Origin of the sequence: Acidovorax sp. Leaf78, assembly GCF_001422735.1 — a bacterium.
GTDB lineage: Bacteria > Pseudomonadota > Gammaproteobacteria > Burkholderiales > Burkholderiaceae_C > Acidovorax.
Window position 1 is genome coordinate 451,143 of the sequence record NZ_LMLZ01000012.1, and the last position, 18,859, is coordinate 470,001.

The following is an 18,859-nucleotide window of genomic DNA, read 5'->3' on the forward strand; positions in this document are numbered from 1 at the left end:
ATGGCCATCGACTGGAATGCTTTCACCCCGTGGTCGTCGCTGGCGGGCGGCATGCTGATTGGCGCCGCAGCCGCGCTGCTGGTTTTGTTCAATGGGCGCATCGCCGGGATCAGCGGGATCCTGGGGGGCATGCTCAAACCTTCAAAAGGGGAGGGGGCGTGGAGGGCGACGTTTATCGCGGGCCTGCTGACCGCGCCGCTGGTGTTCGCGCTGTGCCGTGACCTACCGCGGCCTCAGATAGATGCGGACACAGCAGCATTGGTTCTGGCCGGCGTCCTGGTCGGCGTCGGTACGCGTTACGGCGCGGGCTGCACCAGCGGCCACGGGGTGTGTGGACTCTCCCGGCTGTCATTGCGGTCGTTGGTGACCACGTTGCTGTTCATGGCCGCTGGGTTTGCGACGGTGTTCGTTGTCCGGCACCTGTTTTGAATCAGGAGGTCTTCACCATGCTTCTTCTTACTGCCTTCGTGTCTGGCCTGGTGTTCGGCATCGGGCTCATCGTGTCCGGCATGGCCGATCCAAACAAGGTACTTGGCTTTCTCGATCTGGCCGGACCTTGGGACCCGTCATTGGGTTTTGTGATGGCAGGCGCCATTGGCATCGGGCTGGTGGCCTTTGCCATTGCCAAGCGCAGGACGCAGTCGTTTTTGGGTACGCCGATGAAGCTTCCGGACGCCCGCGGCATCGATCGCCGCCTGGTCAGCGGTAGCCTGCTGTTTGGCGTCGGCTGGGGCGTGGCGGGGTTTTGTCCCGGGCCCGCACTGGTGGCCGTCGGAATGGGCGAGGCCAAAGCCATCATCTTTGTCGCGGCGATGCTTGTCGGCATGGGCATTTTCGAACTGATGGAGCGTTGGAAGGCCGCGCGCTGATCCAGCCATCGGCGCCGTCCAAGGTGCGGCCTTGTGTGCCAGAGCTCAGCGCTTGCTGCCGCTGTAGCGCAGCCTCCCGAGCACCATCACCAACGCGGGCTCCGCGGCTTTGGCATTTTCATCTGCCACCTGGGTCATGACGATCACCGTGGTATCGCCCAGGCTCGCTTTGAAGAAGCGCGCCTCGTGCGGCAGGTCCTGGCCCAACAGGCTGACCACAAAGCGCTGGGAGACGCCCTTGTTGTCCTGGCCCGCCACTTGGCGGGTAACAGGTGTGGCAGTCGTGGCGCCCATTCGGACCTGCTGTGCGGTGTTGGCACGTGCTGCGTTCTCGCGATTGCGCGCTGCCGTGGCCGCAAACTTTTCGATGTCCTGGGTGGCCAACAGTGGGCTGAACATCAAGGTTACGACGGCTTCGTCGGGCCCCTCCACATCGATGCTGCGCAGGCGGGTTCCGTCCTGCGCGACAACGTCTTCGGCCACTTTCCACTCCACGGGATGCTCAAAGCTCACACCATCCTTGTTGTAGATAACCGTTGGCGCAGCGTGGGCAGCAGGTAGTGCGGTAAGCAAAAATAAGGCGATGGCGGCCAGACACTGGAAGAGATGGAAGGCAGTGCGGCGGGGCGGGTTGGTGAAAGACATGGTCAAGACGGTGAAGGGAATCCAAGAACTTCCAGCGAGCGCTGGATGCCCAGCATACCGCTGCGCAGGTGGTCAGGCGCTCTTCAGCGGCGCTCAAAGTACGAAGTTATGGGTCTTGTATGTACACCGGCGAGGCGTCAAGCCGATGTCATTCAGCGAGTTGTTGCAGCTGTCGAGAGTGCATGTCGTGACTGCCTGGCAGCCTTACCACAGCGCCATTACAGCGCTCCGGAAAAACAGTCGATAGGCGCATTTCGCACTGCGGCTCTCACCTCAGCAGCACACTCTGCCTCCACTTGAAAAGCGGTTAAAACGGCTTTGCAGCACCAAGCGGAAGGCAAGCACAAGCTACCTCTTCTGACAGTTTCTACACGATGCTTCGCTGGGTTCAATAGCTTTTGCACATACCACCGCAAAAGCCAGATGAACTACGACATCAAAATTTTTACGCCTGCGCACATCGACCGTGGCGACCTGCGAGCCATGTTCAAACTCCGGTATTCCGTATTTCACGAAAGGCTCGGCTGGGACGTGAAATCGCAGGACGGCATGGAAAGAGACGAGTTCGATGACCTCCCGGAAGTCGCCTATGTCCTGGCCAAGCACCCCAACGGTTCTGTGGATGCCTGCTGGAGACTCCTTCCAACCACTGGCGCTTACATGCTAAGGGACAGTTTCCCTGAACTGCTTCACGGCCAGCCAGCGCCCCACAGCGACGATTGTTGGGAGCTCAGCCGCTTCGCGGTGGCGACCGACCGTGTGGGGACTGCCAATGCGACCTTTGGCGACATGCCCATGGCCCTGATGCGCCAGTCCGCCCAGTTTGCGCTGGAGAACAACATCAGCCGCTATGTGACGGTGACGACGCCTGTCATGGAAAGAATGCTTCGCCATCAAGGCCTGCATGTTCACAGGATGGGGCCCTCCATCCGCATTGGGGTCGCTTCGGCGGTGGCCTTGATCGTCGAGATCGACCACATCACTCTTTCCGCCATCGGATCTCAAGCCGCACATTGATTACACAGCCGGGGCGGGCATTCTGGCCATCAAGCAGTCGCACGTCCTGGCTACCGCAGGTTTCCAATCCAGCCGATCCACCAGGCGCATCAAGGCTGCTTCGGTCGCATCGACCCCTTGGTCGAAGGCGTAGTCATTCAGCAGCATCAGATTGGACAGCACCGTACGCGGGTGCGGCTGCACGATGATGCCGTCGTCCAGGCGAGTCCAGTCCCAACTCACCACTAAAAGCGCCGTATTCCACTGCGCTATCCACTCCGTAAATCCGCTAGCCGCAGATCCGCAGTTGACTTCTGTCGCGTGGTGCTCCAGCCCTATACCGTTGACGGCGTCTAGGGACATGCGCACATAGTAGTCGTGGTTTGGTCTGTTGACGCCTATCATGGAGTTGTTACCAACTGAGCGGTGGAGTATCCAATGTCGACAGGCGTTTCAATGCCCGGTTCCATCGACCTCGTGTCGAAGATATTTGATGCCTCGACAGATGAAGAGTTTTTCTCGACGATGGCTGCGATCTCTCGTGACATAGGGTTTGAGCGATTTATGGTTGGCACCCAGTGGTTTGACGACAACGGTGCCCCCGTTTACAAGATTGCCAGCGGCTACCCCACTGGCTGGCAACGCATTTACGCCGAGCGGCAGTATGCGGAGCTCGATCCCACGGTCCGCCATTGTCAGACCAGCACGGGTGCGATTGTCTGGACCGAGGATTTTTTTGCCAAGTCTGGAACGCTCGATTTTTTTGAAGAGGCGCGGTCTCACGGACTGGGATTCGGCCTCAGCGTCCCTGTGCATGAAGCACATGGCGTCAAAAGCATGATCAGTCTGGCACGCGACAAACCCATTTCGGACCCACGAGAGCAACAGCAACTGCTGGCCATCGGCAAGGTGCTGGCCAGTTGCGCGCACTTTGCGCACCGGGGCCTGATCGCCAGCGAAGCCGCACGGGCTGCCAAACCACCGATTTCGGCACAAGAATCCCAGTGTCTCAACTGGGTGGCATTGGGCAAGACATCTGCAGAGATCGGTCAGATCATGTCCATCGCGGAGCCCACCGTGGTGTTTCACGTCAAGAATGTGATGGAAAAGCTCGACGTGAAAAACCGATCGCAAGCGATTGCGGTGGCATTTCGCTTGGGATTGCTGACGTAGTTTTGTCCCGAACGTGGTCATTTGGTCAGACTTTACGCACCGCCCGCCGCAAGCGCCACCATCAGGAATGAGAGGGCTATCATTTTTGCTAGGCGTCGTGTTGCTGGTTCGCAGCTAGAAATCCACCGCCAGCGAACAGACGTCTTGCGTTAAGGCGGTAGGCAAACCGGCCGCAAATCGTGCTGTGCATGCCGCGTTGTGAAGTCGACCGTGCGCTTTCGACCTACACAAAAACTTGGTTCCTTGGGTGATGCTTGTGTCGTGTGCTTGCCTCGGCCTGCACATTCCCCACGACTGCGACGAACAAGATGGACATCCCATGGACCCCCACTCCCAACTTCACGTGACGCGGAGGGGCCTGCTGATTGCGGGCGCTTCTACCGCCGCTGCGTCGACAGTGTCCGGACAGACCAGCACCGTCAATCCTCCAGCACAGCCTATGCAGGCCACCAACATGTCCATCACGCTGCAAGTGAACGGAAGGGATCACGTGCTTGATCTCGACACACGCACCACGCTGCTCGACACCTTGCGCGAACACCTGCATCTCACGGGCACTAAAAAGGGTTGCGACCACGGTCAGTGCGGCGCGTGCACCGTACTGGTCAACGGGCGGCGTGTGGTTTCATGCCTGAGTTTGGCGGTAATGAACGAGGGCGCCAGCGTGACCACCATCGAGGGCCTGGGCACGCCGCAGTCACCTCACCCGATGCAGGTGGCTTTCGTGCGGCACGACGGCTACCAGTGCGGCTACTGCACACCGGGGCAGATCTGCTCGGCGGTGGGGGTGCTGGACGAGATCAAGCAGGGAATGCCCAGCCATGCCAGCCAGGACATCGTTGCGCAGCCGCTGGTATCGGCCGCCGAATTGCGCGAGCGCATGAGCGGCAACCTCTGCCGCTGCGGAGCGTATTCCAACATCGTGGATGCGATCACCGAGGTTTCCGGGAGGGCACGCACATGACCCCGTTCACCTACGAGCGCGCGACGTCGCCCGCGCACGCCGCCGCCGCAGTGGCCGCCAGGCCGGGCGCCCGGTTCATCGCAGGCGGCACCAATCTGCTCGATTTGATGAAGCTTCAGATAGAAGCCCCCATGCACCTCGTGGACGTGAATGGCGCGGGTATGGGGACGGTGGAGCCTACGGCGCAAGGTGGGCTGCGCATTGGAGCGATGGTGCGCAACAGCGACCTGGCGGCCCACCCGCGCGTGCGGCGCGACTACGGTGTGCTGACGCGCGCCCTGGTGGCGGGCGCTTCAGGCCAGTTGCGGAATATGGCGACCACGGGGGGTAACCTGCTGCAGCGCACACGGTGTTCGTACTTCTACGACACCAACATGCCCTGCAACAAGCGGCGGCCTGGCAGCGGCTGCTCGGCGATCGGCGGGGTAAGCCGCCAACATGCGGTCATTGGTGGAAGCCAGGAGTGCATTGCCACCCACCCGAGCGATATGGCCGTGGCGCTGCGCGTGCTCGATGCCACGGTGGAGACCGTCAACGCCCACGGAACAGCGCGTGTCATCCCTATTGCGGATTTTCACCGTCTGCCCGGCAACACTCCGCAGGTCGAGACAGTTCTGCAGCCCGGGGAACTCATCACATCCGTCACGCTGCCTGCACCCGTGGGCGGGGTGCACATTTACCACAAAGTGCGCGACCGCGCGTCTTATGCCTTTGCGCTGGTGTCGGTCGCTGCCATCGTGCAGCGCGATGGCAGTGGCCGGGTAGCCTTGGGTGGGGTGGCCCACAAGCCGTGGCGGGTGGAAGCGGCCGAGCAGCATTTGCCGCGCGGCGCCAAGGCCGTAGCCGACCAACTGCTGGCGGGCGCGCGCCCCACGCACGACAACGCATTCAAACTGCCGTTGGCTGAGCGGACGCTCGCCGCCGCGCTGCAACAGGCCAGGAGCTGATGCCATGAAATTCGACACACCAGCCACCGTCAATCCGATTGATCAACTCAAGATCATTGGTAAGCCAGTGAACCGCATCGACGGCTTGCTCAAGACCACCGGCACCGCCCCCTACGCCTACGAACGGCATGACGTGACCCAACACTGCGCTTATGGCTACGTGGTAGGCGCAGCCATTGCCAAGGGGCGCATCCGCAACATCGACCTGGCACAAGCGCAGCGGGCACCTGGCGTGATCACCATCGTCACGGCCACAACGGCAGGCAAACTGGGGCAAGGCAAGATGAACACCGTGCCGCTACTGGCAGGCTCACAGGTAGCGCATTACCACCAGGCCGTGGCGCTGGTCGTGGCCGAAACGTTCGAGCAGGCACGTGCCGCCGCCCATCTGGTGCGCGTGAACTATGAGCGGGCTGACGGTGTTTACGACCTCGCCGCTGCCAAGGACTCAGCCACCCGGCCCGACAGCATCAACGGTGATGCGCCGGACACCGCCATCGGCGACTTCAACGGAGCGTTCGCTGCCGCGCCGGTCAAGATGGACGCCATGTACACCACACCCGACCAGACGCACGCGATGATGGAGCCGCACGCCACACTGGCCGCTTGGAAGGGCGGCGAACTCACGGTCTGGACAGCGAACCAGATGATTGCTTGGGGGCAGAGCGAGTTGGCCGCCACCTTGGGCATTCCCAAGAACAAAGTACGGCTGGTGTCGCCCTTTATCGGCGGCGGTTTTGGCGGCAAGCTGTTTCTTCGTGCCGATGCATTGCTGGCCGCGCTGGGCGCCCGCGCTGCCGGCCGTCCAGTCAAGGTGGCGTTGCAGCGGCCACTGATGGCCAACAACACCACCCACAGGCCGGCAACGATACAGCGGGTCCGTATCGGCGCGACAGCGGATGGCCGCATCACAGCCATTGGCCACGAAAGCTGGTCAGGAGATCAGCCCAAAGGGTCCGCAGACTCAGCAGTGGACCAGACCCGAAGGCTGTATGCCGGCGCCCACCGCATGACTGCCACCCGACTGGCGGTGCTGGACTTGCCCGAAGCGAATGCCATGCGCGCACCCGGCGAGGCCACGGGGCACATGGCCCTGGAGGTCGCCATGGACGAACTGGCCGAAAAGCTTCGCATTGACCCTGTGGAGCTGCGCATTCTCAACGACACCCAGGTAGTGCCTGACCTTGGCAAAAAAGACCCAGGCCAAAAGAAAGCGGGCGAGGAGGGCGATCAACCCCCCAAGCCGTTTTCTCGCCGCGAGCTGGTGCAGTGCTTGCGCACCGGCGCGGAGCGTTTTGGCTGGAAGGACCGCAACGCCGAGCCAGCAAAGCGCCGCGAAGGCCGATGGCTCGTTGGATTGGGTGTCGCCGCGGCCTACCGCGGAGCGCCGGTCGAAAAGTCTGCGGCCCGTGTGCGCTTGGATGCCGCGGGCCTCATCACGGTAGAAACGGACATGACCGATATCGGCACCGGCAGCTACACCATCATTGCGCAGACTGCTGCCGAGATGATGGGCGTGCCCCTCGACAGGGTGCGCGTGCGGTTGGGCGACTCTGACTTCCCGGTGTCGGCAGGCTCGGGCGGACAGTGGGGAGCGGCCAGTTCCACATCTGGCGTGTATGCGGCCTGCGTAAAGCTCCGTGAGGCCATTGCACGCCAACTGGGCATGGACGCAGCCACCGCCCAGTTTTCTGATGGGCAGGTACATCAAGGAGACCGCCGCGTACCCCTGGCCCAGGCTGCGTCGGGCGGAGACATCACAGCCGAAGACACTATCGAGTTCGGGGTGCTCGACAAGAAGACGCAGCAGTCCACCTTTGGCGCGCATTTTGTGGAGGTAGCGGTGGACGCATACACCGCAGAAATCCGGGTACGCCGCATGCTGGCCGTGTGCGCAGCCGGTCGCATTCTCAACCCCAAATCAGCGCGCAGCCAAGTCATTGGCGCCATGACCATGGGGGTGGGCAGCGCGCTAATGGAAGAGCTGGCGGTGGATACGCGGCACGGGTTTTTCGTGAATCACGACCTGGCCGGTTACGAAGTGCCTGTGCACGCCGACATTCCGCATCAAGAGGTGATTTTCCTCGACGAGGTGGACCCCATAGCGTCTCCCATGAAGGCCAAGGGTGTCGGCGAGCTGGGCATCTGCGGTGTGAGCGCGGCCATTGCCAACGCCATCTATAACGCTACCGGCGTGCGTGTTCGTGACTATCCGATCACACTGGACAAGCTGCTGGCGGGTATGGGCAGGGTGTGATGCGTGTCGATTTCCATCCCGGATAAATCAAATAGCCAACCTTCGCCCGGCATCAATGTGATTGCACCGGATGCGACGGAGCCTTTGATCCCTACTCGTGCACCTTAAGACGTGAGGCGTACTTGGTGCCAGGGATCGAGGTAGCTGATCCCCCGTTACTACCGCGGCCCTGGTGCGCAATGTTCAGAAACGGCTCTTGGGTTTGACGGCCAGCGCGACGATGGCGATGCCCCCGGCGATGATGAGTGCATCCTCGATCAGCCCGCTTCGGGTCTGACCGATGTGTTTCATGGCGGCTTTCCTGGCATCCAAGGTGATGTACGCGAGAGGCACTGCGGTGGCTACCGCTACCAGTGCACCCGCTTGCTCGCTCCCACGGGGCGCCAGAGCCGCACCCGCAATGCCAGCACTCATGACCCTGGCCAGCAGGCCAAGCGCCACCGTTCTGTCCGGCGCCGTCTTCATCTTGTCGCCGGCAAGTTCACCGGCACCCATTGCGAGTGCCCCGTATTTAAACAACGGGCGATCCAGCAGTGCAAGCTGTCCCGGCGTAGAGCGGCCCAGAAGTCGTGCTGCTGCCAGGGTGGCCATTGGCGTCATCGAGCGAGCGCTGGCCACCGCACCGATCAGCGCGGACCAAAGTAGAGCTGGAGTTTTCATTTCTTTCCCATCAATGTAGATGGGGGAATGCTGAATGGGTGCGTGTGCTGACGGGGTGAATGGAACTCGCATATCGGTGTAGGAATTCGGAATCTGAAGCCCGTTGGTTGCTGAGGACAGATCCGAAGTCATTTCATTTGATTCGACTCGTCTGCACCTCCCTCAGTGCTTGCCGGATCAGCGCCAGTACATGCGCTGATCAAATGGGGGCGCGCCGGTGGGTCCGTCCTACAGAAACTTTGAGGCTCCACAAGAAAAATACAACACCATCATCTCCGTTGACCTTCGAGTCGCCCTACGTCGATAGTCCACTGCATCGCCAGCATGACCCTGGCGCAGTCGATGTGGCCATCCGGCTTTGATCTCCACTGTGCACTCCAGTCATCACAACCATGGCAATCCAGCAAATTTTCAAGATCCTTCAACAATCGGTAAGCGAGTGGATTGATGACTACGCTCCCAGCATGGGAGCTGCCATCTCGTACTACACAGCTTTCTCGATTGCGCCACTGCTGATCATCGTCATCGCGGTGGCAGGTTATGTGTTTGGAGAAGAGGCTGTACGCGGCTCACTTCATGGCCAGATTTCCGGGCTCGTCGGTTCGGACGGCGCGGCTGCCATCCAAGGGTTGATCAGCAGCGCAAGAGAGCCTACGCAAGGCATCGTAGCCAGCAGTATCAGCATCGTTTTACTCATTGTTGGCGCGACGACGGTGTTCGCCGAGCTGCAAAGCGCCCTCGATCGAATCTGGCACGTTCCAGAGAAGGCAAAGCCCAGCGGTCTTTGGGGCCTGCTGCGGGCGCGTTTTCTCTCGTTCGGCCTGATTCTCGGTCTGGCATTCCTTCTGACAGCATCCCTGGTTGTCAGTGCTGCCGTTGCTGCCACTGGAAAGCTTTTTTCCACGCTGCTTCCTGGTTGGGAGTTTGTTCTTCAAGGCGTGAATCTGGCGCTGTCGTTCGGCCTGGAAGCCGTCATTTTTGCGATGATCTTCAAGCTCATGCCTTCGATCAAGATCGCGTGGAGCGATGTGTGGATTGGCGCTGCGGTGACTGCCGCACTGTTTGAAATTGGCAAGGTGCTTATCGCGCTCTATGTTGGGAAGGCGGGGGTTAGCTCCACCTATGCGGCCGCAGGATCGATCGCGGTCATTCTTGTGTGGGTCTACTACGCAGCGCAGATCTTTCTTCTCGGCGCAGAATTCACCAAGGTATATGCTCGCGAACGTGGTTCTCACAGGCAGGTCTCACGGCAGGTCAAAGACGACGGCCCGGTAGTAGAGCCAGCGCCTATCGACCACGGCTATTTGCTCGATGAACGTCTCTTGCATGCAGAGCGAGGCACTGAAGCACCCTTGCCGCTTGCATTGCGTATTGGACTTGCGGCCACCCTCGTGGGCCTGCGGATTGCTGACGCGCGAGTTAGACACAAGAAAGCAGGGGCAGGCTCTGCGAACTGATACCAGCGCTATCTCGTCGACCGCACTACATTCGCCATACAGACTTCCCGCTTGCAGTCTGCATCGCCGAACCTGCCCGCGGGAAAAGCGCTAGACCACGCGCGCCGAGCGATGTGCATCCAGCAAAGTGATCGTGGATTGCTACGGGATTCCTCGGACGTCGTAGGGCTAAGTTGGGTCGCAGCTTCGGTGTCGTGACTGCCACCAGCGTCTCGACATGCATACTTCTCGCATGGATAAACTTTTGCTGCAGTATCAGGTGCTGGAACGGCTCGCTGAAGACCTGCTGCAGGCCGAACAGGCGATGCGGGCGGCCCATGAGACGGCCACGCACGAAGAAAACATCGCCGAAAACAAATATGACACCTTGGGACTGGAAGCCGCGTACCTGGCCACCGGGCAAGCTCGGCGCGCTGAGGGCATCCGTCAAGCAATAGCCCATTGGCGCCAATTCCGCGCGCGCCCCTATGACGCGAGCAAAGGTATAGAGCTGGGCGCCCTGATTTGCCTCATCGATTCTGACGACAAGCAGCACCAGTTCTTTCTCGGCCTGGATGGCGGCAGCATGAAGTTGTTCAGCGGCGCGCAAGCCGTTCAGGTCATCAGTTCTGAGGCCCCGTTGGGCCGTGCCATGCTGGGTAAATGCGAGGGTGACGAGGTATCGATACAGATCGCTGCAATCCGACAGCAGTTTGAGGTGCTGTGGGTTCACTAAGCCGCAAGCTAATTCGCGCCGACGGGCCGACGCCAGCAAACGTTCAGGCGTTGGCAACGCACCGGCTTGGCTGGCGAGGGAGTTGCTGATAATTCTTTTGCACGTATAGGAAAAGTTCGCCGGCAATCCTTATTGCGATGAGCATGTCTGCATGGGTGGCATCCATCCGTGCTCCGATATTTGATCCGTTCTTGCTGCCTAACTCGCTGGCAAACATGCACTGAATACAATGCCCGCATGAGTCGGCCATTGGTACCAGCCCCCGTTGATTGGGTGAGGCACGCCGAACCCATCGACGGCATGAAACGCATCGAGGCGCGCTTTCATGGCAAGGCCTACGCCATGCACCGCCACGACACATACGCCGTCGGTAGCACCCTGGCAGGTGTCCAAAGCTTCAATTACCGACGCACCCGACGTGACAGCCTGCCTGGCCACACGATGGTGCTGCATCCCGATGAACCGCACGACGGTCAAGCTGGTACCAAAGAGGGTTTCGAATACCGCATGGTTTATGTGGAGCCGTCCCTCATCCAAGCGGTGCTCCGGGGGCGTGCATTGCCCTTCATCGAAGGGGGCGTGACCACGGATCCGCGCTTGGCGATGGCAACCCAGAACTTGCTGTGGCACATGGACACGCGGCCGGAGCCACTGGAACACAGCAATGCCATTGCCGAATTGGCGTTGGCCATGGAATCCGGGGCAGGGGACTCCGTACCACGGCCCAAGGGCGACTTTCTTGCCGCGCAACGTGCTTACGACTACCTGCACGCCAACCAGGCACAAGTCGTCGCGCTGGACGAGCTCAAGGCAGCGACCGGGCTCGACCGGTGGAGCCTGTCGCATGACTTTCGCCTTTTCTACGGCACGAGCCCTTATCGCTTTCAGACGATGCGGCGGCTTGACGTGGTGCGGTGCATGTTGATGGGCGGTGCGTCTCTGGCGGACGCAGCTGCGACAGCTGGGTTTGCCGACCAGAGCCACATGACCCGCCACTTCACCAAGACCTTCGGACTGACGCCTGGACGGTGGCTTCGAATGGCATCCGGTGGACGTGCTGCGAAGCCACCGGCCACAAACGTTCAATACACGGGTCAAAGCGCTGCGTAGATTCGCCTTCTTTCACATAGAAGGAGCGATCCATGTCCATGCCTCACAACCCTGCGGCAGCGCCTGCCGAGCGTGGCCAATGCCAAGCAATCGACCTGATTCAGAAGATCGACAGCATCGATGGTCACTGGGAGCCGCGCGTGGTTGCTGAAATGAACGACTACCAATTCAAGGTGGTGAAGGTGCAAGGCGAGTTTCCATGGCACGTGCATGCCGAGACCGACGAGACATTCGTGGTGTTGGAGGGTGAGCTGAAGATCACCTACCGGGGCCACACCGGCCGCGAAGGGGTCATTGTGCTGCGCGCGGGAAACATGGCGGTGGTTCCCAAGGGGGTCGAGCATCAGCCGTCTGCCGTTGCGCAAGTGAAAATGCTGCTGATAGAGCCGCGAGGTGTGGTGAACGCCGGTGATGGTGCGTCAGGACCACGCACGGTACAGAATGATCAGTGGATCTGAGACGAGACCCGCGCGCAATGACGGGCGGCCATGCATCGGGTTAACGGGTGCTCGGAGCGGGGGAGGGGAGCGATGCGCCGAGCAAGGCGCTGGGTAGGCTCCCCAGGGTTCAGTACTGGGAGCCGCGATCATGTTTATGAGCCCCGTGAATCGACAGAGCTGCCTGAGGATGTGAGCAGGTCTCCCACACGATTCGTACCGAGAAACGTTGGAATGTTGTCGGCCTCCAATGGCTTGGACAGGAAGTACCCCTGGATGGCGTCGCATCCAGCCGCTATCAGCAGGTCGAGCACGCCTTGCGTTTCGACGCCCTCGGCCAACATCCGGTAGCCCATCGAGTGGCCCAGGTCGATGAGCGACCGGACCAGTTTCAGCGCCCTCGGGCTGCTTTCAATCGGCATGACCAGCGACTGGTCCAGTTTCAACATTCCTACCGGCAAGTCGAATAGGCAGGCCAGATTCGAGTAGCCGGTGCCGAAGTCATCCAGCGAAATCTGGATTCCCAGCGCCTTCAGGCGTCCCAGGGCATCCAACGTCGCCTGGCTGGTCATGATGGCGTTCTCGGTGCACTCGATGTGCAGATGCACGGGCGATACGCCATGGCGTGCGCAAGCCTCACTGACGAAGTCCACGAACCCGGGCCGCTCCAGGTTCCTTGACGAGACGTTCACTGCCATCGTCAGCGAAATGCCTTTGGCCTCCCACTGGGCCAGTTGCGCCAGCGCAGAGTTCAACACCCACTCAGTGAACTCGTGGATCAGGGCTGTTTCCTCCACCAGCGGTACGAAGTCGCCCGGGGGTACGACACCATATCGAGGGTGGGTCCAGCGTATCAACGCTTCCACGCCAGAGAAAGCTCCCATGGAAAGGTTGAGCTTGGGCTGGTACACCAGTCGGAATTCACCACGCACCAACCCGATCGAGACGCCCCGGGCGAGGTTGAACGCACGCCGGTGCGCCGTATCGAAACAAGGGTCGTGCCACATGTGGCTTTGCTCGCTGGAGGCGGCCTCGTGCATCGCCGAGCTGGCTTTGCGCAGCGCATCGGCAGCGCTAACAGCGTCGAGTTCAAAATCTACCAAGCCGGCCTGAATCCGCAGTTCAATGGACACACCACCGCTGTCAAACCGCTCCCTCATATGGGTGAGTAGTTCGATGGCGGCGTGCTCGCTGCACTCCCGCGACCCAGCTCCGAGCAGGATCGAAAATCGGGTTTCGCTGACGTGGTGAAGCATTGCGCCTGGCGGCAATGCAGCAGCCAGGCGCGCAGCGATGTTGCGCAGGGCATGCTCCAGCGGCTCGATGCCCATGGCCCGGACCGCCGCCTGAAGGGTCGCTTGCCCGATGACATCCAGGAGCACGAGTACCCGCCTTTGTCCTGCGAAGTCTTGGCACAGCCTCTCAAGATCGTCGACCAACTGTGCACGGTTCGGCAGACGCGTCACCTCATTGACGCGACCCGCGCGCTGGTGAAGTTCGATCTGCGTTACCACCATCGCGGCCAGTTCCGCCAACCGCTGGCGCTGCGCGCTGTCAAACGTCCTGGGTCGCCGGTCAAGAATGCACAGGCTGCCCAGTGCGTGGCCAGAGGTCAATACGAGCGGCGCCCCTGCATAAAAGCGAATGGCGTGGTAACCGACGACCAAAGGGTTGTCATGAAACCGTTCGTCCTGGGTCGTGTCTTCCACCACCAGCACATCGCCCAGTTCGATGGTGCGGTCGCAGAAAGCGGTGTCTCGATCAGTCTCTTTCAAATCAAAACCGCAACGGGATTTGAACCACTGACGGTCTTGATGAACCAGGGAGACCAGAGCGATGGGCGCGTTGAACACGTGCGTTGCAAGCCTGGTGATGCGGTCGAACGCCTCGCTGTCTTCAGTATCCAGAAGCTGGGTGCACTCAAGTACGTAAATCCGCTCCTGCTCATGCTCACCATCCCGCGGGGGAGAGGGATTGAGGGGTGTTTGTCTCATGGCGTGTCCGGAAGGTCGACTGGTTACTTTATCTCACATGTGGTGTTCACCCGTTCAATTGGGCCAGCGGTCACGAGCTTTCTGCGCCGCCTGGCGGGCCGTCTCGATGGCGATGCCCCGTCGCTCGCGGACCGTGGCCGTCAGCACCTTACCGGCCAGCTCGGGCGTACCTGATGGAAAGGGCGGCTGAGGGTCGTACTCAAAGAGCAGCGTCTGGAGACGCGCACGTGCCTCGCCGCGCAGCAGCGCGGAAAGAGTTAGTGCCATGTCCATGCCCGCAGTCACGCCGCCGCCGGTCACACGGTTGCGGTCGACCACGACGCGCTGCGCCACCGGAGTCGCGTCAAAGATGGGCAAAAGGTCCCGCACATACCAATGCGCCGTGGCGCGGTGCCCTCGCAGCAGGCCGGCCGCGCCGAGCAGCAGGACCCCGGTGCACACGCCGGTGACCCAACGCGCGACTTCGCCACGCTCGCGCAGGAAGCGCAACGTGTCTTCGTCCCGCAGCAGCGCAGTCGTGCCCTTGAGCCCGCCGGGCACGAAGAGGATGTCCGGCGCAGCGGGCGCGTCTGCGAAGGTCGTGCTCGGCAAGATTTTCAAGCCACTGTCGGTGGTGACTGGGGATAGGTCTTTCCAGACCAGGTGTGTGTCTGCATCGCCCATGGTTGCGAAGACAAGCTGGGGTGCGACCAGATCCAGGGCGGTCATGTCGGGGTGCACGATCATCACAATCTGCAGCCGTGGGCGCGAGGTAGCGGTGGGAAGTGGCGGTGTTGGCGCGACGGTGTCGGTCGCCGCTGTAGCGTGGAGGGACGCCAGTGCGGAAAGTGCACTGAGCGCAGACAAGGCGTGGCGTCGATGGGGATTCATGAATGAAAGACTCTCTGGCGCCCAACGGCGGGCGCCGACTTGATGCGAAACGCGCAACGCAAAGCGCGCCTGAAGGCGGCATCACGCGCGTACGAACTGAAGAAGAAGCGTCAGAAGAGCGAAGGGGGAGGGGGCCCGCGCGCTGGCATGGGAGCCGCGGCAGCCGCTGCGATGTGGGTGGCTGCGATCGTCCGCACCCCATCAGCGACCGGCATAAGCGTCGGCAGTTCAAAGGCTGCTGTCGAGGGTGGGGTGCCCACCTGCACACACAGTGGGCAGTCCATGTGGCTAGCCCCGAGTTCTTGCACGCCGTCATCAGTGTGCACGATGACCTTGACCAAGCCAGCCGCCGAGCAGACCAGCTCCAGGGTCTGCGGATGGACCATCGGAGATGCAATGGCCGAGCCGAGCGACAGTGCGAACCACAGCAGCACCCATTGAATCAGGCCGGATGCAGGACGCCGTATCCCCGAGGTGGGCGCATGCGTGTGGATCGCGGCGTGTGTGCTCATGAGCGCGGATTATCGGCCAGCGCGTTTCGGCGTGGCGATAGCCGGAGACCAGGTATGCGCAGGGCTGAGGGGCGGGCAGTACTGCATGGCCAGACGAGGGAACAAGCGCTGCGGGGTGTGATTGAGCGCCAGGAGGCAGGCATCGGGTCCGCTTCCATCGCAGAGAGAAAAAAGGGCGCAGACATGCGTCTGCGCCCCATTCTTCTTGTCGCTGGCACGCCCAGGCCATCCCGCCCGGCCCGGCGTGGGTCAGCTCACTGCTGCGCCAAGGCAGCCATCTCCGCCGCAGGCACCACCTCGTAGTGGTCCAGCTGCATCGAGTACTGCGCACGCCCTGAGGACAGTGCGCGCAGGCTGCCGATGTAGCCGAACATCTCCTTCAGAGGCACCTGGGCCTCGACCGTAGCCGCGTTGCCGCGCTGGCCCTGGCCGCGCACGATGCCTCGGCGTCGGTTCAGGTCGCCGATGCTGTCGCCCAGGTACTCAGCCGGCGTGATGACTTCCACAGCCATCACGGGCTCCAGTACCTGCGGCCCGGCCTTGGCGAATGCCTCGCGGAAGGCAGCCATGGCTGCCAGCTCGAAGGCCAGCGTGGACGAGTCGCGCTCATGGAAGCTGCCATCCACCAGCGTGGCGACAAAGTCCACGGCGGGGAAGCCGGCCACCACGCCTGCCAAGGCGGCGCGGCGGATGCCGGCCTCCACCGCGGGAATGAACTCGCGCGGCACGGCGCCGCCGACGATGCGGTTCTCGAACTGGATACCTTCGCCGCGCGGCAACGGCGCTAGCTGCAGCCTCACCTCGGCGAACTGGCCGGGGCCGCCCGATTGCTTCTTGTGCACATGACTCACCTCCACACTCTTTGAAATGGTTTCGCGGTAGGCCACCTGGGGGCGGCCCACCGACACGTTGACGCCGTGGCGTGCGCGCAGCTTCTCGATCGAGACTTCGAGCTGCAGCTCGCCCATGCCGGACAGAATCGTCTGGCCGGATTCGGCGTCATGCTGCAGCCTGAGGCTCGGGTCTTCGCGCAGCAAGGACTGCAGGGCCTTGGACAGGCCTTGCTGGTCCGCGCTCGCCTTGGGCTCGATGGCCACGTGAATCACCGGCTCGGGCACGCTGATCTGCTCCAGCACCACGGGGTGTGCGGGGTCGCTCAGGGTGTGCCCCGTCAGCGTGTCCTTCAGGCCCACGACGGCGGCGATGTCACCCGCCACCAGCTCGTCGCGCTCGATATGCTGGTCGGCATGCACTTCGTACAGGCGCGACACCCGCTCGGTCTTGCCCGTGCTGGTGTTGAGCACCACATCGCCCCGGCCCAGCCGGCCGCTGTACACCCGCACGAACACCTTGGCGCCATGGTCGTCGGTGACGACCTTGAACGCCAGCGCCGCGAACGGGTCGGCAGCGGTTGCCGCCTTGGCACCACCTTCACGCACGATGTCGTCGGGCGACGGCAGATAGTCCACCACAGCGTCCAGCAAGGGCTCCACACCGCGGTTCTTGAAGGCCGAGCCGGCCAGCGCGGGCACGAAGGCGCCGGCCAGCACACCACGGCGCAGGTTGGCGCGCAGCACGTCCACAGCAATCTCTTCGCCGTTTACGTAGGCTTGCAGGGCCGCTTCATCTTGCTCCGCAGCAGCCTCTACCAAGCGCGCGCGGGCAAGCACTGCCTGCTCAAGCAGGTCGGCGGGCACATCGACTTCGCGGTAGGGGGCACTCGCGTCGTCCTTGTCCCAGATGCGGGCGCGCAGGCTTAATAAGTCCACAACGCCGCGGAAGTCGCCTTCCACGCCGATGGGGATCTGTAGCGGTACCACACGCACGCCCAGGCGGTCTTCCATCATGGCCACCACGCGGTGGAAGTCGGCACCCACGCGGTCGAGCTTGTTGATGAAGGCGATGCGCGGCACGCGGTACTTGTCGGCCAGGCGCCAGTTGGTCTCGGTCTGCGGCTCCACGCCGGCCACGCCGTCGAACACGACGACCGCGCCATCGAGCACGCGCAGCGAGCGGTTCACCTCGATGTTGAAGTCGATGTGGCCGGGCGTGTCGATCAGGTTCAGCTGCGTGCCCTTCCAGTGCACGGTGACGGCAGCGCTGTTGATGGTGATGCCGCGCTTTTGCTCTTGCGGGTCGAAGTCCATGTGCGCCGTGCCGTCGTGCACTTCGCCGATGCGATGGCTTTCGCCTGTATAAAAAAGGATGCGTTCGGTGGTCGTGGTCTTGCCCGCGTCTACATGGGCAATGACACCGAGGTTGCGCAGATGGGCGTTGCTGGTGTTGCGTGAATTTCTCATGGCGAATCTTTCTTGCGGCTGCACTCGTCTCTGCGAGCAGCTGCCGCCTGGTTGGCATTACGCCAGCCCAGGCGATGGATTCGCCTGATGGCTAGCGTCGATGGGAAGTTGTGCTGTCGCCGGAGCCCGGGCGCACGGAACTCAAGCTCCGGCGGTCGGGAATCGTGGCGATCAACTTGTCGTAGGTACGCATAGGTTGGTGATGAGAAGTCAGAAAACAAAAAACCCCGGAGGGGGAGCCTGCCGGGGTTTCCTGGACCGGAAGGCGCAAAGCCCTCCGACACGCGATCGAGGGGCGCAACTAGCTGGCGAACGATGCCTTGATCACGTTGGTGAGAATTTTCATAAGTGCGAATTATCCTCCTCGAGCAGAAAGCTTGCAAGCGACCCGTCGGGAGTTGTCGCCTTCAGACGGGTTGCAGTCATGCGCTGACCGCAAACAAACGAGTACTAACGGCCATGATTGCCATTCGGTGCGACTATTCCGCCATGAAGATATCTTTGCCACAAATTCGACCTGCAGCCGTCACGGATGTGAGCGCAATGTTCAAGGTCAGAGCGTCGGTTGGTGAAAACACCATGACTCCTGCCGAGCTGTCAGCAATAGGTATCACTCCGGAAGCCATCGCGTTCGCAGTGGAAAGCGCACAGTGTGCGTGGGTAGCGACTGTTGATGAGGAAGTCGTTGGTTTCGCAATGGTCGACTTGGATAGTGCGTGCCTCTTTGCCTTGTTTGTGCTCCCCGAATATGAGGGTCGCGGGATTGGCACGAGCCTGACCAAGACCTGTGAACTTGCCCTGTTTGAACAACACTCCACCGCGTGGCTTGAGACTGCGAATGGTAGCCGCGCCGCGCAGCTCTATCGGCATCTGGGATGGGGTAACGAGAGCGAGATTGGTGGCGGAGACATCCGACTGGAAAAGCAGCGAGCATGATGGCCTTGGGTTAGCAA

At 61.7% G+C, this 18,859-nt stretch carries 19 protein-coding genes; 12 read left to right on the forward strand and 7 right to left on the reverse strand.

Translation table 11 applies throughout. The annotated features are described in order from the left end of the window. The gene (locus ASF16_RS10465; protein WP_056166126.1) at positions 1 to 429 is read left to right on the forward strand and encodes a YeeE/YedE family protein; all 429 of its coding nucleotides are present in this window, start codon (positions 1 to 3) and stop codon (positions 427 to 429) included. A 17-nt stretch (positions 430 to 446) separates the two neighbouring features. Then, on the forward strand, positions 447 to 869 hold the full coding sequence (locus ASF16_RS10470) for a DUF6691 family protein (protein WP_056166538.1): 423 nt from the start codon (positions 447 to 449) through the stop codon (positions 867 to 869). 45 nt (positions 870 to 914) lie between these two features. Here the strand turns inward: ASF16_RS10470 and ASF16_RS10475 are convergent, their stop codons facing one another. Further along, entirely contained in the window at positions 915 to 1,514 is a 600-nt protein-coding gene (locus ASF16_RS10475) for a hypothetical protein (RefSeq protein WP_156372019.1), read from the reverse strand. 423 nt (positions 1,515 to 1,937) lie between these two features. Between ASF16_RS10475 and ASF16_RS10480 the strand changes: the two genes are divergently transcribed. Then, positions 1,938 to 2,531, forward strand: a complete 594-nt coding sequence (locus tag ASF16_RS10480; RefSeq protein WP_056166131.1) for an acyl-homoserine-lactone synthase — start codon at positions 1,938 to 1,940, stop codon at positions 2,529 to 2,531. Here the strand turns inward: ASF16_RS10480 and ASF16_RS10485 are convergent, their stop codons facing one another. Further along, positions 2,532 to 2,915 (reverse strand): DUF4902 domain-containing protein, encoded by a 384-nt coding sequence (locus tag ASF16_RS10485; RefSeq protein WP_056166136.1) that lies wholly within the window; start codon positions 2,913 to 2,915, stop codon positions 2,532 to 2,534. A gap of 51 nt (positions 2,916 to 2,966) precedes the next feature. On the opposite strand from ASF16_RS10485, the gene ASF16_RS10490 reads away from it, so the two are divergent. The 4 genes from ASF16_RS10490 to paoC all read left to right on the forward strand — a co-directional run bounded on the left by ASF16_RS10490 (position 2,967) and on the right by paoC (position 7,851). Beyond that, positions 2,967 to 3,683, forward strand: coding sequence for a LuxR family transcriptional regulator (locus ASF16_RS10490; protein ID WP_162241068.1), 717 nt, complete (start codon positions 2,967 to 2,969; stop codon positions 3,681 to 3,683). 319 nt (positions 3,684 to 4,002) lie between these two features. Next, on the forward strand, positions 4,003 to 4,647 hold the full coding sequence (gene paoA / locus ASF16_RS10495; protein WP_056166541.1) for an aldehyde dehydrogenase iron-sulfur subunit PaoA: 645 nt from the start codon (positions 4,003 to 4,005) through the stop codon (positions 4,645 to 4,647). Continuing rightward, positions 4,644 to 5,594, forward strand: a complete 951-nt coding sequence (locus ASF16_RS10500) for a xanthine dehydrogenase family protein subunit M (protein WP_056166143.1) — start codon at positions 4,644 to 4,646, stop codon at positions 5,592 to 5,594. Before paoA ends, ASF16_RS10500 begins: the two co-directional genes overlap by 4 nt. 4 nt (positions 5,595 to 5,598) lie before the next feature. Continuing rightward, the gene (paoC, locus tag ASF16_RS10505) at positions 5,599 to 7,851 is read left to right on the forward strand and encodes an aldehyde oxidoreductase molybdenum-binding subunit PaoC (RefSeq protein WP_056166147.1); all 2,253 of its coding nucleotides are present in this window, start codon (positions 5,599 to 5,601) and stop codon (positions 7,849 to 7,851) included. 183 nt (positions 7,852 to 8,034) lie between these two features. Here paoC and ASF16_RS10510 read toward each other — a convergent pair whose 3' ends face one another. Beyond that, a complete protein-coding gene (locus ASF16_RS10510; RefSeq protein ID WP_235507326.1) occupies positions 8,035 to 8,643 on the reverse strand; it encodes a hypothetical protein in 609 nt (202 codons plus the stop codon). A 260-nt stretch (positions 8,644 to 8,903) separates the two neighbouring features. On the opposite strand from ASF16_RS10510, the gene ASF16_RS10515 reads away from it, so the two are divergent. The 4 genes from ASF16_RS10515 (at position 8,904) to ASF16_RS10530 (ending at position 12,251) form a co-directional block, all read left to right on the forward strand. Beyond that, positions 8,904 to 9,968: a YihY/virulence factor BrkB family protein gene (locus ASF16_RS10515; protein ID WP_056166153.1), complete on the forward strand. Its 1,065-nt coding sequence runs from the start codon at positions 8,904 to 8,906 to the stop codon at positions 9,966 to 9,968. A 232-nt stretch (positions 9,969 to 10,200) separates the two neighbouring features. Continuing rightward, complete coding sequence (locus ASF16_RS10520; RefSeq protein ID WP_056166156.1) at positions 10,201 to 10,683, forward strand: GreA/GreB family elongation factor; 483 nt, start codon at positions 10,201 to 10,203, stop codon at positions 10,681 to 10,683. Between the two features lie 237 nt (positions 10,684 to 10,920). After that, positions 10,921 to 11,793, forward strand: coding sequence for an AraC family transcriptional regulator (locus ASF16_RS10525; RefSeq protein ID WP_056166159.1), 873 nt, complete (start codon positions 10,921 to 10,923; stop codon positions 11,791 to 11,793). 38 nt (positions 11,794 to 11,831) lie between these two features. Next, entirely contained in the window at positions 11,832 to 12,251 is a 420-nt protein-coding gene (locus ASF16_RS10530) for a cupin domain-containing protein (protein WP_056166542.1), read from the forward strand. A gap of 134 nt (positions 12,252 to 12,385) precedes the next feature. On the opposite strand, the gene ASF16_RS10535 is transcribed toward ASF16_RS10530, so the two are convergent. From ASF16_RS10535 to fusA, 4 genes are all read right to left on the reverse strand, one after another. Continuing rightward, complete coding sequence (locus tag ASF16_RS10535; protein ID WP_082516841.1) at positions 12,386 to 14,224, reverse strand: bifunctional diguanylate cyclase/phosphodiesterase; 1,839 nt, start codon at positions 14,222 to 14,224, stop codon at positions 12,386 to 12,388. A 54-nt stretch (positions 14,225 to 14,278) separates the two neighbouring features. Further along, entirely contained in the window at positions 14,279 to 14,950 is a 672-nt protein-coding gene (locus ASF16_RS10540) for a DJ-1/PfpI family protein (RefSeq protein WP_056166162.1), read from the reverse strand. Between the two features lie 254 nt (positions 14,951 to 15,204). Continuing rightward, a complete protein-coding gene (locus ASF16_RS10545) occupies positions 15,205 to 15,606 on the reverse strand; it encodes a hypothetical protein (protein ID WP_056166165.1) in 402 nt (133 codons plus the stop codon). A gap of 254 nt (positions 15,607 to 15,860) precedes the next feature. Next, on the reverse strand, positions 15,861 to 17,906 hold the full coding sequence (gene fusA, locus ASF16_RS10550; RefSeq protein ID WP_056166168.1) for an elongation factor G: 2,046 nt from the start codon (positions 17,904 to 17,906) through the stop codon (positions 15,861 to 15,863). 459 nt (positions 17,907 to 18,365) lie between these two features. On the opposite strand from fusA, the gene ASF16_RS10555 reads away from it, so the two are divergent. After that, positions 18,366 to 18,842 carry a GNAT family N-acetyltransferase gene (locus tag ASF16_RS10555; RefSeq protein ID WP_235507327.1) on the forward strand — a complete coding sequence of 159 codons (477 nt, stop codon included), beginning with the start codon at positions 18,366 to 18,368 and terminating at the stop codon, positions 18,840 to 18,842. Positions 18,843 to 18,859 lie beyond the last annotated feature (17 nt).

What these genes read in the sequence shown, in the direction of transcription:
- fusA (WP_056166168.1), bottom strand. Translation starts at nt 17,906, where the DNA reads ATGAGAAATTCACGCAACACCAGCAACGCCCATCTGCGCAACCTCGGT.
- ASF16_RS10535 (WP_082516841.1), bottom strand. Translation starts at nt 14,224, where the DNA reads ATGAGACAAACACCCCTCAATCCCTCTCCCCCGCGGGATGGTGAGCAT.
- ASF16_RS10470 (WP_056166538.1), top strand. Translation starts at nt 447, where the DNA reads ATGCTTCTTCTTACTGCCTTCGTGTCTGGCCTGGTGTTCGGCATCGGG.
- ASF16_RS10485 (WP_056166136.1), bottom strand. Translation starts at nt 2,915, where the DNA reads ATGATAGGCGTCAACAGACCAAACCACGACTACTATGTGCGCATGTCC.
- paoA (WP_056166541.1), top strand. Translation starts at nt 4,003, where the DNA reads ATGGACCCCCACTCCCAACTTCACGTGACGCGGAGGGGCCTGCTGATT.
- ASF16_RS10515 (WP_056166153.1), top strand. Translation starts at nt 8,904, where the DNA reads ATGGCAATCCAGCAAATTTTCAAGATCCTTCAACAATCGGTAAGCGAG.
- ASF16_RS10555 (WP_235507327.1), top strand. Translation starts at nt 18,366, where the DNA reads ATGATTGCCATTCGGTGCGACTATTCCGCCATGAAGATATCTTTGCCA.
- ASF16_RS10510 (WP_235507326.1), bottom strand. Translation starts at nt 8,643, where the DNA reads ATGACTTCGGATCTGTCCTCAGCAACCAACGGGCTTCAGATTCCGAAT.
- ASF16_RS10530 (WP_056166542.1), top strand. Translation starts at nt 11,832, where the DNA reads ATGCCTCACAACCCTGCGGCAGCGCCTGCCGAGCGTGGCCAATGCCAA.
- ASF16_RS10540 (WP_056166162.1), bottom strand. Translation starts at nt 14,950, where the DNA reads ATGATCGTGCACCCCGACATGACCGCCCTGGATCTGGTCGCACCCCAG.
- ASF16_RS10520 (WP_056166156.1), top strand. Translation starts at nt 10,201, where the DNA reads ATGGATAAACTTTTGCTGCAGTATCAGGTGCTGGAACGGCTCGCTGAA.
- paoC (WP_056166147.1), top strand. Translation starts at nt 5,599, where the DNA reads ATGAAATTCGACACACCAGCCACCGTCAATCCGATTGATCAACTCAAG.
- ASF16_RS10545 (WP_056166165.1), bottom strand. Translation starts at nt 15,606, where the DNA reads ATGAGCACACACGCCGCGATCCACACGCATGCGCCCACCTCGGGGATA.
- ASF16_RS10480 (WP_056166131.1), top strand. Translation starts at nt 1,938, where the DNA reads ATGAACTACGACATCAAAATTTTTACGCCTGCGCACATCGACCGTGGC.
- ASF16_RS10465 (WP_056166126.1), top strand. Translation starts at nt 1, where the DNA reads ATGGCCATCGACTGGAATGCTTTCACCCCGTGGTCGTCGCTGGCGGGC.
- ASF16_RS10490 (WP_162241068.1), top strand. Translation starts at nt 2,967, where the DNA reads ATGCCCGGTTCCATCGACCTCGTGTCGAAGATATTTGATGCCTCGACA.
- ASF16_RS10500 (WP_056166143.1), top strand. Translation starts at nt 4,644, where the DNA reads ATGACCCCGTTCACCTACGAGCGCGCGACGTCGCCCGCGCACGCCGCC.
- ASF16_RS10475 (WP_156372019.1), bottom strand. Translation starts at nt 1,514, where the DNA reads ATGTCTTTCACCAACCCGCCCCGCCGCACTGCCTTCCATCTCTTCCAG.
- ASF16_RS10525 (WP_056166159.1), top strand. Translation starts at nt 10,921, where the DNA reads ATGAGTCGGCCATTGGTACCAGCCCCCGTTGATTGGGTGAGGCACGCC.